The 14,421-nt window shown below is 56.8% G+C and carries 13 protein-coding genes, 1 tRNA gene and 1 pseudogene; 8 read left to right on the top strand and 7 right to left on the bottom strand.

What is annotated here, in order from left to right; genetic code table 11:
* The 6 genes and pseudogenes from ABSE13_RS11540 to ABSE13_RS11515 all read left to right on the top strand — a co-directional run.
* Positions 1 to 492 (top strand): annotated as a pseudogene (locus ABSE13_RS11540) (DNA-directed RNA polymerase subunit B''); the annotation flags it as partial.
* Positions 492 to 2,306 carry a DNA-directed RNA polymerase subunit B gene (rpoB, locus tag ABSE13_RS11535; protein WP_424028664.1) on the top strand — a complete coding sequence of 605 codons (1,815 nt, stop codon included), beginning with the start codon at positions 492 to 494 and terminating at the stop codon, positions 2,304 to 2,306. The pseudogene ABSE13_RS11540 and the gene rpoB, both read left to right, overlap by 1 nt.
* A 1-nt stretch (position 2,307) precedes the next feature.
* A complete protein-coding gene (locus ABSE13_RS11530; protein WP_424028663.1) occupies positions 2,308 to 4,947 on the top strand; it encodes a DNA-directed RNA polymerase subunit A' in 2,640 nt (879 codons plus the stop codon).
* Between the two features lie 3 nt (positions 4,948 to 4,950).
* Positions 4,951 to 6,126 carry a DNA-directed RNA polymerase subunit A'' gene (gene rpoA2, locus ABSE13_RS11525; protein ID WP_424028662.1) on the top strand — a complete coding sequence of 392 codons (1,176 nt, stop codon included), beginning with the start codon at positions 4,951 to 4,953 and terminating at the stop codon, positions 6,124 to 6,126.
* A gap of 30 nt (positions 6,127 to 6,156) precedes the next feature.
* Complete coding sequence (locus tag ABSE13_RS11520; RefSeq protein ID WP_424028661.1) at positions 6,157 to 6,447, top strand: 50S ribosomal protein L30e; 291 nt, start codon at positions 6,157 to 6,159, stop codon at positions 6,445 to 6,447.
* A gap of 15 nt (positions 6,448 to 6,462) precedes the next feature.
* On the top strand, positions 6,463 to 6,939 hold the full coding sequence (locus ABSE13_RS11515) for a NusA-like transcription termination signal-binding factor (protein ID WP_424028660.1): 477 nt from the start codon (positions 6,463 to 6,465) through the stop codon (positions 6,937 to 6,939).
* A gap of 166 nt (positions 6,940 to 7,105) precedes the next feature.
* Here ABSE13_RS11515 and ABSE13_RS11510 read toward each other — a convergent pair.
* From ABSE13_RS11510 to ABSE13_RS11500, 3 genes are all read right to left on the bottom strand, one after another.
* Positions 7,106 to 7,180, bottom strand: a tRNA-Arg gene (locus ABSE13_RS11510).
* A gap of 92 nt (positions 7,181 to 7,272) precedes the next feature.
* Positions 7,273 to 7,581, bottom strand: coding sequence for a hypothetical protein (locus tag ABSE13_RS11505; RefSeq protein WP_424028659.1), 309 nt, complete (start codon positions 7,579 to 7,581; stop codon positions 7,273 to 7,275).
* 129 nt (positions 7,582 to 7,710) lie between these two features.
* Entirely contained in the window at positions 7,711 to 8,574 is an 864-nt protein-coding gene (locus ABSE13_RS11500) for an ADP-ribosyltransferase family protein (RefSeq protein ID WP_424028658.1), read from the bottom strand.
* A 179-nt stretch (positions 8,575 to 8,753) separates the two neighbouring features.
* Between ABSE13_RS11500 and ABSE13_RS11495 the strand changes: the two genes are divergently transcribed.
* Positions 8,754 to 10,328 carry an IPT/TIG domain-containing protein gene (locus ABSE13_RS11495; RefSeq protein ID WP_424028657.1) on the top strand — a complete coding sequence of 525 codons (1,575 nt, stop codon included), beginning with the start codon at positions 8,754 to 8,756 and terminating at the stop codon, positions 10,326 to 10,328.
* A 27-nt stretch (positions 10,329 to 10,355) separates the two neighbouring features.
* On the opposite strand, the gene ABSE13_RS11490 is transcribed toward ABSE13_RS11495, so the two are convergent.
* On the bottom strand, positions 10,356 to 10,754 hold the full coding sequence (locus ABSE13_RS11490; RefSeq protein WP_424028656.1) for a DUF473 domain-containing protein: 399 nt from the start codon (positions 10,752 to 10,754) through the stop codon (positions 10,356 to 10,358).
* 5 nt (positions 10,755 to 10,759) lie between these two features.
* Positions 10,760 to 11,566, bottom strand: coding sequence for a proteasome assembly chaperone family protein (locus ABSE13_RS11485; protein ID WP_424028655.1), 807 nt, complete (start codon positions 11,564 to 11,566; stop codon positions 10,760 to 10,762).
* A 34-nt stretch (positions 11,567 to 11,600) separates the two neighbouring features.
* On the opposite strand from ABSE13_RS11485, the gene ABSE13_RS11480 reads away from it, so the two are divergent.
* Positions 11,601 to 11,918: a DUF5611 family protein gene (locus ABSE13_RS11480; protein ID WP_424028654.1), complete on the top strand. Its 318-nt coding sequence runs from the start codon at positions 11,601 to 11,603 to the stop codon at positions 11,916 to 11,918.
* A 221-nt stretch (positions 11,919 to 12,139) separates the two neighbouring features.
* On the opposite strand, the gene ABSE13_RS11475 is transcribed toward ABSE13_RS11480, so the two are convergent.
* Both ABSE13_RS11475 and ABSE13_RS11470 read right to left on the bottom strand, forming a co-directional pair.
* Complete coding sequence (locus tag ABSE13_RS11475; RefSeq protein ID WP_424028653.1) at positions 12,140 to 12,499, bottom strand: hypothetical protein; 360 nt, start codon at positions 12,497 to 12,499, stop codon at positions 12,140 to 12,142.
* Positions 12,500 to 12,543: 44 nt separating this feature from the next.
* Positions 12,544 to 14,109: a hypothetical protein gene (locus tag ABSE13_RS11470; RefSeq protein WP_424028652.1), complete on the bottom strand. Its 1,566-nt coding sequence runs from the start codon at positions 14,107 to 14,109 to the stop codon at positions 12,544 to 12,546.
* Between the last annotated feature and the right edge of the window lie 312 nt (positions 14,110 to 14,421).

The raw sequence follows: 14,421 nt of genomic DNA, 5'->3' as shown, positions 1-14,421 counted from the left end.
AACAAGCGGCTGAAACTCGCGGGCGACCTGATGGAGGACCTCTTCCGTATCTCCCTCAACCGGCTCACCCGTGATATCAAGTACCAGCTCGAACGCGCCAGCATGCGCCACCGCGATCTCTCTATTGCGACCGCAGTGCGTGCCGACGTGCTCACCGAACGCCTGCTCCACCCGCTTGCCACCGGTAACTGGGTAGGGGGAAGGACCGGTGTCTCGCAGCTGCTGGACCGGGTCGATCACATGGCCGTGCTCTCGCACCTCCGCCGCGTGATCTCCCCGCTCTCCCGCTCGCAGCCTCACTTCGAGGCCCGTGACCTGCATCCGACCCAGTGGGGCCGGATCTGCCCGAGCGAGACCCCTGAAGGACCCAATTGTGGTCTCGTGAAGAACTTCGCCCAGATGGTGGAGATCAGCAAAGGTGTCGATAACGAGGAAGAGATCATGAAGATCCTGCACAATCTTGGTGTCGAACACATCCGGGGTGAGTCCTGATGAAGAAATCACGCGTGTTTGTTGACGGTGCACTCATCGGCCTTGTCGATGACCCGAAGACACTCGTAACAAATATCCGCAGTATGCGCCGGCAGGGTGCAATATCATCGGAAGTGAACGTCTCCCACAAAGAGTACAACGGCGATGTCGTGATCCTGACCGATCGCGGTCGCGCCCGCCGCCCGCTCATCGTCTTAAAGAACGGTGAGCCGCTCATCACCGAGGAGGATCTCAAGAAGCTCGAGAAGAAGGAGGTCGACATGAACTCCTTTGTCAAGCGCGGCCTGATCGAGTTCATTGACGCAGAAGAGGAAGAAGATCTCCTCATCGCCATGGACTTCTCGAAACTGAGTCCCGACCACACCCACCTCGAGATCGACCCTTCCCTGATCCTTGGTATCGGTGCGGCCCACGTCCCGTTCCCCGAGCACAATGCAAGTCCCCGTGTCACGATGGGTGCAGGGATGGTCAAGCAGGCGCTCGGTTTCGGTGCGGCGAACATGAAGCTGCGCCCGGACACCCGCGGTCACCTGCTCCACTATGTGCAGAAACCGCTCACCCACACCCAGACCTCGGAACTGATCGGGTCCGACGACCGGCCCGCTGGCCAGAACTTTGTCGTCGCGATCCTTTCGTACGAAGGCTACAATATTGAAGATGCGCTCATCTTCAACAAGGCCTCTATCGAGCGTGGTCTTGGCCGCTCCCATTTCTTCAGGACCTATGAAGGCGAAGAGCGCCGGTATCCCGGCGGCCAGATCGACCGGATTGAAGTCCCCGACGAGGATGTGGCCGGAGCCCACGGTGCGGACGCCTACAAGAACCTTGACGAGGACGGTGTGATCAACCCCGAGACCGTTGTTGCAGAGAAAGATGCGCTGATCGGCAAGACTTCTCCGCCGCGTTTCCTTGAGGAACCCTCAGGAGAACTCATTGCCGTTGAGAAGCGCCGCGACACCTCCGTCACGATGCGCAGCAACGAGCATGGGATTGTCGATACCGTCATCATCACCGAGGGTGAGAACAGTTCCCGGCTCGTGAAAGTCCGGACCCGCGACCTCCGCGTGCCGGAAGTCGGCGACAAATTCGCGTCCCGGCACGGGCAGAAGGGTGTCGTCGGTCTCATCACCCACCAGGAAGACATGCCCTTCACCGAGAGCGGTCTCTCTCCCGACCTCGTCATTAACCCCCATGCGATCCCGAGCCGTATGACGGTCGGCCACATGCTCGAGATGATCGGCGGCAAGGTAGGTTCGCTCGAAGGACGGCGTATCAACGGTACGGCATTCGGTGGCGAGAGTGAAGCCAATATCCGGGCCTCGTTAAAGAAACTCGGTTTCTCCCACAATGGCCGGGAGATCATGTATGATGGTATCACCGGGAAACAGTTCAAGGCCGATGTCTACATTGGTGTCATCTACTACCAGAAACTCTACCACATGGTTTCGTCCAAGATGCATGCCCGGTCCCGTGGACCCGTGCAGGTCTTAACCCGCCAGCCTACGGAAGGACGTGCCCGTGAAGGAGGTCTCCGGTTCGGTGAGATGGAGCGGGATGTCATGATCGGCCACGGCGCCGCCATGGCACTCAAGGAACGCCTGCTCGACGAGTCGGACAAGGTACAGGAATATGTCTGCGCCCACTGCGGCATGGTTGCCATGCTCGACCGCAAGCGCAACATGACCCGCTGCCTTGCCTGCGGAAATGAGACCGATATCTACTCGGTCGAGATGAGTTACGCGTTCAAGCTCCTGCTGGACGAGATGAAGAGCATGGGTATAGCACCCAGACTGAAATTACAGGACGTGGTGTAACATGCCATCCCCAAAACGAATAGGACAGATTGAGTTCGGCCTGTTATCCCCCAAAGAGATCCGTGAGATGAGTGTCCGGAAGATCATCTGGGCCGACACCTATGATGATGACGGGTTCCCCTACCCGCAGGGCCTCATGGACTTAAACCTCGGTGTGATCGACCCCGGTCTCCGGTGCAAGACCTGCGACCAGAAGGCCAGCGAGTGCCCCGGGCACTTCGGCCACATCGAGCTTGCCAAGCCGGTTATCCACGTGGGCTATACAAGGCTCATCAGGAAACTCCTGCGTGTCACCTGCCGTGCCTGCGGCCGTGTGCTCCTGAGTCCCGAGGAAATCGAGAAAGTAGTCGGTACGGAAGACGACCAGACCGGCGACCTGCTCTCTGAGAAGGACGTCAAGAAAGAGCGCGTCTGCCCGCACTGCGGCGAACAGCAGCTCAAGATCAACTTCGAGAAACCAACCACGTTCTCCGAAGTCGTGGTCGAGGACGGCAAGAAGGTGGAGCACAAGCTCACCCCCGCCGACATCCGTGCACGTATGGAAAAGATCCCGAACGAGGACTTAATCCCTCTCGGCATCAACCCCGACGTTGCCCGTCCCGAGTGGACGATCCTCACCGTGCTCCCGGTACCGCCGGTCACGATGCGACCTTCCATCATCCTTGAGAACGGCCAGCGCTCGGAAGACGACCTGACCCACAAGCTCGTGGATATCATCCGTATCAACCAGCGGTTCAAGGAGAACCAGGACGCAGGTGCCCCCCAGCTGATCATTGAGGACCTCTGGGAACTCCTGCAGTACCACGTAACCACGTATCTCGACAACGAAGTAGCAGGCTGTCCCCCGGCCCGGCACCGCAGCGGCCGGCCGTTAAAGACACTCTCGCAGCGCCTGAAGGGTAAGGACGGACGGTTCCGTGGCTCGCTCTCGGGTAAGCGTGTGAACTTCTCGTCCCGTACCGTGATCTCGCCCGACCCGAACCTCTCGGTCGCGCAGGTCGGTGTCCCGCGTGCTGTGGCAAACGAGATGACGATCCCCGTCCGGGTCACCACCTACAACATCGAGGAACTCCGGCAGATCGTCAGGACCGGCCCTCTCCGTCCTGACGTCAACTCCCCGTGCGGCGCAAACTACGTGATCCGGCCCGACAACCGCAGGCTCCGGCTTGCGGACGGCAACCTCGACACGGTCGCCGACATGATCGAGCCCGGCTACACGGTTGAACGCCAGCTTCGCGACAACGATGTGGTGCTCTTCAACCGTCAGCCCTCGCTGCACCGGATGAGCATCATGGCCCACCGCGTCAAGGTGATGGAAGGCAGGACGTTCCGGCTCAACCCGGCTGTCTGCCCTCCCTACAACGCCGACTTTGATGGTGATGAGATGAACATGCACGTGCCGCAGACCGAAGAGGCCCGGGCCGAGGCTACCATCCTCATCTCCGTGCAGGAGAACATTCTCTCCCCGCGTTTCGGCGGCCCGATCATCGGCGGTATACACGACCACGTATCGGGGATATTCATGCTGACGCACGACGTCCGCTGGTTCATCAAGGAAGAGGCGCTCTACCTCCTCCGGTACACCGGTATCGAGCGCATGCCCGTTCCCGGCAAGGTGGAGAATGGCAAGGAATTCTGGAGCAACAAACAGGTCTTCTCCGTCATCCTTCCCGAACATCTCAACATGGTCTTCAAGGCCAGTTCCTGCCAGAACTGCGATGTCTGTAAAAAAGAGATCTGCGAGCGGGATGCGTACGTGCGCATCATCGACGGCAAGCTCGAAGTGGGAACCATCGACAAGAAGGCGATCGGCGCATTCGACGGCCAGATTGTCAACCGCATCATCCGCCAGCAGGGCATGAAGCGGGCAACGAAGTTCATCGATGACCTGACCAAGCTCTCGATCCGTGCGATCATGTTCGATGGTTTCTCTTTCGGTATCGATGATGAAGACCTCTCCAAGACCGAGTACGGCCAGATCGACGAGGTGCTGAATAACGCAGCACTCGATGTCACCCGCCGTATCAAGATCTACGAGGACGGCCAGCTCGAGCCCATGCCCGGGCGAACGGTCGAGGAAACCCTCGAGATGCAGATCATGCAGGTGCTGGGCAAGGCCCGTGACCAGACCGGTCAGATTGCCGGCCGGCACCTCGGTCTCGGCAACAGCGCCGTAGTGATGGCGGTCTCCGGTGCCCGTGGTTCGATGCTGAACCTGACGCAGATGGCCGGTTGTATCGGCCAGCAGTCCGTCCGTGGTGAGCGTATTGTCCGTGGTTACGATGACCGGACCCTCCCGCACTTCAAGAAAGGCGACCGCGGCTCGGATGCCCACGGGTTCATCCAGCACAGCTACAAGGGCGGCCTCAACCCGACCGAGTTCTTCTTCCACGCAATCGGCGGCCGTGAAGGTCTCGTCGATACGGCAGTCCGTACGTCCCAGAGCGGGTACCTCCAGCGCAGGATGATCAATGCGCTGCAGGACCTGAAGGTTGCATACGACGGCACCGTGCGTTCTACGGGTGGCAGGATCATCCAGTTCGAATACGGCGAAGATGGCACCGACCCGACGAAGAGCGCGTTCGGCGACCCGGTGGATGTCAAGGGTATCGTTGAGAGTATCCTGAAAGAGGAGGTATAGACAATGGCACTCGCTGACAAGCATGACAAGAAGATCGAGGCTGCATCCCTCCCCCAGAAGACCAAGGACCAGCTCCGGAAGTTCCTTGCCAACAAGGAAATCACGGACACCCAGTTCAAGCAGATTCTCGAACGGGTCCTCGCCGAGTACCAGAGCACCCGGATCGAGGCCTGCGAAGCAGTTGGCATCATCGCGGCGCAGTCCATCGGTGAGCCCGGCACGCAGATGACGATGCGGACATTCCACTATGCGGGTGTCGCTGAGATCAACGTTACCCTGGGTCTCCCGCGGCTTATCGAAATCATGGATGCGAGGAAAGAGCCCAGCACCCCGACGATGACCGTGTACCTCGAGCCCGAGTATGGCGTTGACCGGGACAAGGCCCGGGAAGTCAGCTGGCAGATCGAGGCCGCCCCGCTCCACGAGTTTGGCGATATCACCACGGACATGGAGAACATGCACGTGGTCGTGCACCTGAACACCAAGGTCTGCGACAAGCGCAAGATCTCGCCCATGGAGATCATGGAAGCGGCTCCCAAGAAGATCCGCGACCGCCGGCATTACCGGGACTTCGAGCACGAGATCGACGAGGATAAAGCGACTATCATCTTCTCCCCCAAGGACAAGGAAAGTTACCAGAACCTCTTCCAGCTCGCCGAACATGTCAGGAATGTGATCGTGCAGGGCATTGACGACATCCTCCGGGTTGTCGTCAGGAAAGAGACCGGGGAGTATATACTTTATACTGAGGGATCCAATCTTAAGGACGTATTTGATGTCGCTGGCGTAGACACCACGAGAACCCGCACCAACAACATCAGTGAGATCGCGCAAGTCCTCGGTATCGAGGCAGCGAGAAATGCCGTCATCCACGAAGCGGTCTCCACGCTCAACGAGCAGGGTATCCTCGTCGATGTCCGGCACCTCATGCTCGTCTCGGACATGATGTGCATGGAAGGCGAAGTCAAGCAGATCGGCCGACACGGCATTGCCGGCGAGAAGGAGAGCGTCCTCTCGCGGGCAGCGTTCGAAGTGACCGTCAACCACCTGCTTGATGCGGCCGTCGCAAATGAAGTTGATGAACTGAGCGGCGTGACCGAGAATGTCATTGTCGGCCAGCCGATCCAGCTCGGCACCGGCGATGTGAAACTGATCGCAGTCAGACAACACGACAATTGAACCAGCTAGAACACTTACGAGGAATTGTACATGGATTTTAATGCTTCACTCAGAAGGGCAATCAAGACCGGAAATGTAATTCTTGGCCAGAACAACACGGAAAAGTGCATAAAAGAGGGCAAGGCCCAGATGATCGTCGTGGCAGGCAACTGCCCGTCGGTCTTCACTGCAAAACTTACCGCTTACGAGAATCTCTTCATCCACACCTTCGAAGGCTCGAGCGTGGCGCTTGGCAAGGCCTGCGGTAAACCATTCATGGTCAGCACGCTTGCCGTTATCAGCCCGGGCGAGTCAGACATTCTCTCCCTTAAGAGGGCCTGAACCGAGGGCATCTTTATGGTAGAAGTGAAACTGACCGAAGACTGCATGCGCCTCATCTCCCAGTTCGAGAGCCTGACCGGCGCGGGGAGCCGCGACTGTGTCGTGGACGACCGCAACGGGCGACTCATCTTCGTGATTAACCCCGGCGACATGGGACTTGCAATCGGCAAGAAAGGCGCTTCGATCAAGAAGGCATCAGAAGTGATGGGCAAGAAGATCGAGGTCGTGGAATACAACAGCAATGCGGAACAGTTCATCAAGAACTGCTTCCTCCCTGCCCAGGTCACCTCCATCCTGTTCGAAGGCGAACCCGATGCGCAGAGCGCGACTGTGGAAGTCCGGGACGAGGACCGCGGTATTGCAATCGGCAAGGATGGCAAGAACATCTTCAAGGCAAAGAAGTTGTCACTGCGCCAGCACAACATTGCAGATGTCCAGATCCTGCAGAAGCCCCTGGACGGGCAGCCGGAAGACGAGCAGAGCCAGCTCTAACCTTTTTTTTAACCAGACCGTAGTAACGGGCTGATTATATCTGATCCGGTTTTCTTACACCCCTGTGCCCAAAGGTAACCGTGAGTTTCATCCGCTGGACTGGCTGACCGGTACAGGGGAACGACCCTGATTCCCGGCCATAGCTGCTTCATAAAAATCAAAAAGACGGGCCTGGGGGGATTTGAACCCCCGACATCCGGGTTAGAAGCCCGGCGCTATGTCCAGGCTAAGCCACAGACCCACGTGTGCCAGTAACGTTCGCGCTCGTGGATAATTAATCTGCTTCCTTACCGGATCCAAAGAACGGTTCCCGGGAAAAAAGGAATTGCTGAACTAGGGGTACTTCTTTTCCATCCGCTCGATGATACTGTCCAGCCGTTTTGTGATGCTTTCGAGTTTCTCTTCGGTCGACTGGATCTCGACATGGGAGAGCCCGAACCAGATTGACGTACAGCCGACACCGAACATAGCGATGGCGAACATGAACAGGCTGGGCTCGTGGTTGGCCGTCATCATATACACGCTGTAGATGATCAGGTACCCCCCGGCAACGCAGATCAGGATCATGAAGACGACCTGTGCCCAGTCCTTGATACCGTATGCCTTCACTTGTTCCAGAAGACCGAGATCGTTTTCACCCATGATATCAGTACAGTCAGATTCACACCGGTTATATAAAAAGTGTTTGTGCTTCCGGCCCGAATGGTCCGTCAGGACCATGAGGAAGAGAAGAACACATCAGGGTTCTTCGAACGGAAAGCCCCCGTCCGTTCAGGTACAGGGCTTTTCCCGGATAAAGATCAGCCTGACCTGATCGAACGATGCCGTCCCGGTGGTGCGGTTGTGGAGGGGGAAATCCGCATTCACGCTCAGGTTCTCCACGTTCTCTGCCTTCACTACTGACCAGTCCGTGCCCCGGGGGAGCAGGACCTCCCGCTCATCCTCGTTGATGTAGAGTGCGTGGTCGCCCGGCTGGCGCGAAAGAACGAGTACGTTCCGGTACCCGTCGGGACTCCGTACGGCAAACGCATCCAGGCTGAAACTGATGTCATAGGAGGTGGACGCGAACGCGGGTTCCCGGTACTCCGACGTGTTTATAACCGTCCCGGCCACGAAGGGGCTGATGCCCCGGAACAGTGTCGTATCGTGCCTGATAATGGATGAGGATTCTGCGCTGTCCAGACGGTGTTCGATGAACGAGAAGAAGATCCGGTGCTCCTCTGGGTATGCAGCTTTGGCCTCGGGGGTCGTGCGCTCGTATCCCCGGAACTCGGTGGTGTTGTCCATGAAGCCCGGCGACATCCACCATGCGATGGAGGCCTCGACCGGTTCTGAAAATCCCCGGTCCGTGTACTGCACCCGGTCATCAGCCGGTGGCCGGCTTAAGACAATCGTTTCCTGCGCACGGGTATCGGGTATGACTGCAACGGGTGGCCCTGCCAGGACCGCTGCCGGGCAGATTCCCACCGGCATCGTGATCGCAGGTGACCCGGTGCTTTCAGGGAATCCTGTTGTGGCTTCCGTGCCGGCAGGAAAATGAATAGCGGAAAAGAGCAGCACGACCGCGAGGATGGCGATGCAGAGCAGGGCGATCCAGAACGGAACTGATGCGGAGATTCTCGTTTCGGGGCTCATCCGGGTATCACGAAGGATAGGTGGGATTGTGCGGGGATAAATCCGCAGGGTCCGGTGAAACCGGTAAAATTTGTCCTGTTTGTACAATCGAAAATAAATTTAACAAAATATATCTGATACCGGTTTCCATTTTCTTTATTCGGTTTGAAGAAATGAATGATAATATCCGGGTGTATCTCATGATGAAACGAAATTCAATTATTCTGGCGATTGCGCTTATCCTCACTATAGCGTTTATGGTTGCCCCGGTTGCGGCAGATATAGGGTTCACTAGCATCTCTCCAAGTTCCGGTCCGATAGCGGGTGGTACCGCTGTAACGATAACCGGCACGGGTATTGTTTCCGGAAGTTCACTTGCTGTGACTATTGGCAATACGGCAGCAACAGGTGTTACCTATGTTGATGCCACCCATATCACAGCAATAACTCCTGCCGGTACAGCCGGAGCAAAGGATGTAGTGATTACGAATGGTGATGGCTCGTCGACCACAACCGGCACAGGCGCCTTTACGTATTTGGCTCCCCCGACGTTTACCAGCATCTCTCCGAATTCCGGCTCAACCTCGGGTGGCACTGCTGTAACAATTCTCGGGACAAATTTTGTTTCCGGAAGTTTGCTTGCTTTGACCATTGGTGGAACGGCAGCAACGGGCGTAACCTATGTTGACGCCACCCATATCACAGCAATAACTCCAGCCGGTACAGCCGGAGCCAAGGATGTAGTGATTACCAATGGTAATGGCGGGTCGACTACAACCGGCACAAGCGCATTTACGTATGTGGCTCTCCCGACCATCTCCACCATCATCCCTTCGAGTGGCATCAACAACGGCTACATCCGGAGCGTGGATGTCAGCGGGACTGGTTTTGCCACCACCGGAACTACGGTCTGGCTGTCCATGTCAGGCCAGACCAATATTTCCATGGTCAATCCCAGTTTCACTGCCACGGACCTCATCGGGGACTTCAATCTCAATGGAGCCACAGCCGGGACTTGGGATGTTGTCGTCAATTCTAACGGTGCGACCATCACAAAAAGCGGAGCCTTTACCGTTGTTAATGCATCAACGGTGGCAACGGTTACCTCTATCACTCCTGCCAGCGGGACAACCAACACGACGGTCACCATTACGAACCTTGCGGGGACGGGTTTCCAGAGTGCTGCGAGAATGCGTCTCTCCCGGAGCGGATACAATGATGTCCTAGGTTATGTCAGTACAGTGAGTTCGACGGCTATCACCGGAACATTCGATCTCACCAACCAGGTCCCGGGCACCTGGACCGCCTGCGTTCTCTACGACGGGACAAACCGTGTGTGCGGCCCGAGTTTTACTATCAACGCCGCATCATCAGTAGTAAACGGCAGCATCTATTTCCAGTCCAGCCCCTCCGGTGCCAGCGTCTACCTGGACAATGTCCTTGAAGGGACGACAACATACACGCTGTACAACGTGACTCCCGGCGATCACAAAGTCCTAATAGTGCAGAGCGGGTACCAGCCCTACGCTGCCACGGTCACGGTTACCGCAGGCAACCAGACCTCGGTCTATGGGAATCTGGCGACAGTAGTTACGGCAACCGCCACGACCGCAACTCCCACTCCCCGGATCTATACCCCGGTCCCGACCGCAAAGAGGACCACCGTACCCGTTCCCACGGCATGGCCCAGCGCTACGCCGACCCCTGCCTCGCCGGTTGGCCCGCTTGCGATCATCGGGGCGGTCGGGATTGCAATCCTCGTGATGAGAAAATAGCCCGGTACCCCCGGGAAAAAACTGTTTTTATCCTGCGTGATAACAGGATGATTTTAAGACTTCCACTTCGGTAGGCTGCGTCAGGCTCTCGTGGAATACTTCCTTGACTACCGATGCAGCGCAGTACCTGACCTGCACCCGGGCAGACATCCGTTCCCGCTCCTCGTAATACATACCGCGGGAGAACTCCACGATCCGTTTCATCGAGAGGCTCGTGGAGATGAGGTAGACGCAGATCCCGGCATCGCCCGCAGAGAGGTCTCCCACATCGACAGAGGTCATGAAGATATGGGTATCAGGGCCCGGCTCGACATTCGCTATGGTGACGATATTATGGGCGCTCTGGAGCTCGATCGTCCGGGGCCTGCCGGCTTTTAAGTCCTTGATCACTTCGGGTGAGATACCGGTTAACGCGGCGCATTTCATCAGGGTCACCCGTACATTGGCAGATCTTTCTTCGGGCTCGTGTCTGCCGACTGCTGGACTTCCTCTGCCAGCTTGCCCATGGTCTGTTCGATCTCAACTGCCTGCTCGATCAACGGCTGGATGTCGAGCGCAAGGTGGTACATCTTGTTGAGCACCTCGATCGTTGCTGCCGAAGCTCTCGGGTCCGGGGCATTGACCGTTTCGCCAAGGAGGCCGAATGCGGGGATATTTCTCGACTTGCACTCCGTGAGGATGCTTGAGGCAATGCCCGAGATGCTCCCAATCGGCAGGACCAGCGTGTGGTCCTGGATCCGGGCAAGCGCGTCGGGGGTTGTTGCCACACCGAAGACCCGTTTCTCGGGCTCGTTCGTTACGATTCCCGCAATGGTCAGGACTTCCTTTGGCTTGAACGGTTCGAGCCAGCCAATGAGCGCGTTTGAGATCTCGTAACAGATCGGGGGGGCGATGGGGATATCGGCCACAACCGCCGCGATATTCATACCGCCAATGTCCTTTGCATAGATGCGGACGGGATCGTTAATCAGTCCCTTGTTCATCATCGCAAGGGGCGGGAAGTAGCGGGAGGTCATAGACCCGACCAGTTCGAACTCGAGCTGGTCTACCATATACTGGAGCGCGATGGTGCCGACAAGGCCGCTGCCGGGGAAGCCCATGAGGATTGCACCATTGGCGGGAAGGGGTTTTGAAAAGATATTGAGATCCCTGTTCGGCTGGATCTTCGCCAGGTCTTCGTGGACCGAATCCAGCCGGGAGAGGATCGTATCATATCGTTCCGGAGTATCTGCCGTCATTAGATTAACATACACCCACTACTAAAAAAGTATTATGCAAGAGTATCCCATCAAACGCGGGCTGACCAAAGACCTCAATACACGGGCAGTGGCAGAGCTGAAAAACCATTTTGGCAGAGAACCGGAGAAGACAGCAAAGGGTTACCGTATCGCATTCGGTGCGATCAAGCGGCTGGATGTCAATCCTGCTGCGGACGGGAAGAGCGTCATCATCGATACCGAATCGGACATTACCGCGGCGGATGCGGTGATCATCGACACCAACAAGCGGTTCCGGAAGTTCCTCGATGCGATCACCGGGTTCAACACCAAGGAGCGGGTGAAGCGGGCAAAGAGTACGGCTGAAGGATAATCCCCGGTTTTTTCCCGCGGTACCTTATCCGGCCGGGAGGACAGCGGACTAAAAGCTCCGCCCCGGTACCTCCGGCACTGTTTTTATAAAAAATACATGTCATATGCACGAGAACCGGCTCTCAACAGCATTGACAAGTTCTGTAACGATATCGTCCTGTTTTGGCGCTGGTGTCGCAGTGCAGAGATGAGGTTTGGTAACCATGCATGCTCATCGAAAAATCAGGGGAGGATATCCCCCATATCCTCGTGATCCGTAGTCAGGGTCTGCTGCGGGACCGTACCGGACGGGACTACCGGTGTATCAGGAGCCAGGGTCACCTGGCTCTGATCGGATGACGGCGCATCATCGGAAGAATAATTAAAATCCCCGGATCCCTGGTTGTCAGGTTGGGATGCCTCAGTCGTATAGGATGACTGGGAGGATGATGCCGGTGTCTGTTCAGCGGGTGCACTGGTCACCTGGGGAACAGAAGCAGGGGTCGGGGAAGTACTCGCGTTCTGGGATGTGCATCCGGCTGCCATAAATACTGCGAACAGACAAAGGATACTGATTCCCATACCGATTTTTGTCATTTTCATGATCTTTTTCCTCCTATGTATGAATAAGGGAACGGAGAGTTCCCTTAGATCACCCCGCCGGCTGCTGAAGTTTCATGCGTCCCGTTGCCCGCGTGCGTGGTCGGCTTCGGGCTGGCGGTGACATTCCTGGACAGCGGGTTTTCGTAGCCCTTTATGAGCTCCCTGAGCTGATCCTCAAGGCCCTTGAGTTGGGTGTTGATGCTGTCAAGCGCAGTCTGGTCATGGTTTACGTAAGCTGTCTGCAGGGGTCCGCGCTCTGCCTTGATTTGATCGAGAATTCCTTCACCTTTTGAAACGTCAACGCCGTGGGTCTTCAGGTCGTCCAGTTTTGACTGCCATGATGCGACATTCTTGTCAAATTCCGCAAGACTGCGGGTTTCCTGGCTGTCCCAGCCGTTTATGGCGTGGATGGCGTCGTTGAACTGCTTGTCCAGGGATTTCAGCTGGGTCTCGACATTGGTCAGGCCGGTCTTGTCATGGGTATCGTACGCTGCTTTGAGGGGGGCACGCTCGGCAAGAATCTGGTCGAGGATCGATTTTGCCTGGGTAACATCGGCTCCCTGGGCGGTCAGGTTTGCAACCTGCTCCTGCATCCTCGCCGTTGTGTTGTCGAATCCGGCCAGTGCCTGTGTCTCGTGGGTCTGCCACCAGACATCGCCGTTCGTCAGGTCGTAGAACTGCTTGGAGAGCGCATTCAGCTGGGTGACGAGCGTGTCGATGTTCTGCTCATCGTGGTTGTCATAGGCGACCTTGAGCGGAGTGCGCTGTGCCTGGAACTGGTCAAGAATTCCCTCGGCCTGTGAGGCATCCATATGCTCGGCGGTCAGGTTTGCGATCTCGCTCTTCATCTGGGCGGTCCGGTTGTCGAACCATGACAGGCGGTTCTTCTCCCTGACCTGCCAGTCGAGATTGCTGACCTGGGTCCAGAACTGGCTGCCGAGCGTCCCGAGCTGACGGTTGACATCGTCGATCTGCGCCCAGTTCCGGGAATCGAGCGCAACCTTGAGGCTGGGCTGCAGGGACTGGATCTGTGTTTCAATCAGCTGTGCCGGTGTGACATCGACGCCTTTTGCCGTGAGATTTGCAAGCGTTGCCGTCCTCTGGGTGTCATAATAACTGAATTCGTCAAGGTGAGATTTTTCTGTCGCCGTCCAGTATGCTGTCAGTAGGTTCTGGATGGTGGTCTGGTCCGCGGTTTCCGAAGCACTGACCGCAGATTTCAGGTTATCAAGGTTCCCGTTATCCGCAGTAAAGGCAGATGAAAGATCCGTACGGTACTGGGCGATCTGGGTTTTCATCGTTTCCCTTGCCTGCGTAATCGCGGCTGAGGTTGTCATAGTCTGGACCGACGCGACCGTTGCAAGGAACTGCTGTTCATCCGCTTGCATGGTACCGGCACCGGTGGTCCCGTTCAGGCTGTTGATGTACTGGTTTGCCCCGTCCATCTTTGCCTTGTACGTTTCACCGGTATAGGCTACGTACGCCTGCATCGCAGCAATGTGTTCAGGATTGTCATCCCATGACTGTCCGGAACTCCATGCACTTACTGCAGGAATTGCAAGGGCAATGAGTATGCCCAGGCAGACAATCGTTTTCAAAGATGCTTTCATTGTGGTTCACTTCCGTTTTTATTCAGAGGGTCGCAGGGTGTGCTCTTAAACCACTTGAAAGTCTGATCCTCCCGAACAGTACGGGACTGTCTGGAATTCGGTTCCGGCTCTGTAAAACCGTCCGTTTTCAAATCAGCCAACAGCCTTCTCCCTCCCGCGAAATCGGTCCCGGGCAGCGTATTTTACCGGATGCCGTCCATCTCCCCTTATCGCGCATGGGGGACACAGTTTTTGTGGGGGATCCTGCAGGGGTGCCGCATATGATGGTATGCCATTTTTCATGTACGGGTGCAGGAAAAAGAGTCAGGAATA

This window comes from Methanoregula sp. (assembly GCF_049518935.1).
Taxonomy (GTDB): domain Archaea; phylum Halobacteriota; class Methanomicrobia; order Methanomicrobiales; family Methanospirillaceae; genus Methanoregula.
The sequence above is the reverse complement of the archived record's forward strand: the minus strand, read 5'-3'. Positions and strand labels throughout refer to the sequence as shown.

Coding starts and splice junctions, on each gene's coding strand:
- rpoB (WP_424028664.1), top strand. CDS start 492: ATGAAGAAATCACGCGTGTTTGTTGACGGTGCACTCATCGGCCTTGTC.
- ABSE13_RS11530 (WP_424028663.1), top strand. CDS start 2,308: ATGCCATCCCCAAAACGAATAGGACAGATTGAGTTCGGCCTGTTATCC.
- rpoA2 (WP_424028662.1), top strand. CDS start 4,951: ATGGCACTCGCTGACAAGCATGACAAGAAGATCGAGGCTGCATCCCTC.
- ABSE13_RS11520 (WP_424028661.1), top strand. CDS start 6,157: ATGGATTTTAATGCTTCACTCAGAAGGGCAATCAAGACCGGAAATGTA.
- ABSE13_RS11515 (WP_424028660.1), top strand. CDS start 6,463: ATGGTAGAAGTGAAACTGACCGAAGACTGCATGCGCCTCATCTCCCAG.
- ABSE13_RS11505 (WP_424028659.1), bottom strand. CDS start 7,581: ATGGGTGAAAACGATCTCGGTCTTCTGGAACAAGTGAAGGCATACGGT.
- ABSE13_RS11500 (WP_424028658.1), bottom strand. CDS start 8,574: ATGAGCCCCGAAACGAGAATCTCCGCATCAGTTCCGTTCTGGATCGCC.
- ABSE13_RS11495 (WP_424028657.1), top strand. CDS start 8,754: ATGATGAAACGAAATTCAATTATTCTGGCGATTGCGCTTATCCTCACT.
- ABSE13_RS11490 (WP_424028656.1), bottom strand. CDS start 10,754: ATGAAATGCGCCGCGTTAACCGGTATCTCACCCGAAGTGATCAAGGAC.
- ABSE13_RS11485 (WP_424028655.1), bottom strand. CDS start 11,566: ATGACGGCAGATACTCCGGAACGATATGATACGATCCTCTCCCGGCTG.
- ABSE13_RS11480 (WP_424028654.1), top strand. CDS start 11,601: ATGCAAGAGTATCCCATCAAACGCGGGCTGACCAAAGACCTCAATACA.
- ABSE13_RS11475 (WP_424028653.1), bottom strand. CDS start 12,499: ATGAAAATGACAAAAATCGGTATGGGAATCAGTATCCTTTGTCTGTTC.
- ABSE13_RS11470 (WP_424028652.1), bottom strand. CDS start 14,109: ATGAAAGCATCTTTGAAAACGATTGTCTGCCTGGGCATACTCATTGCC.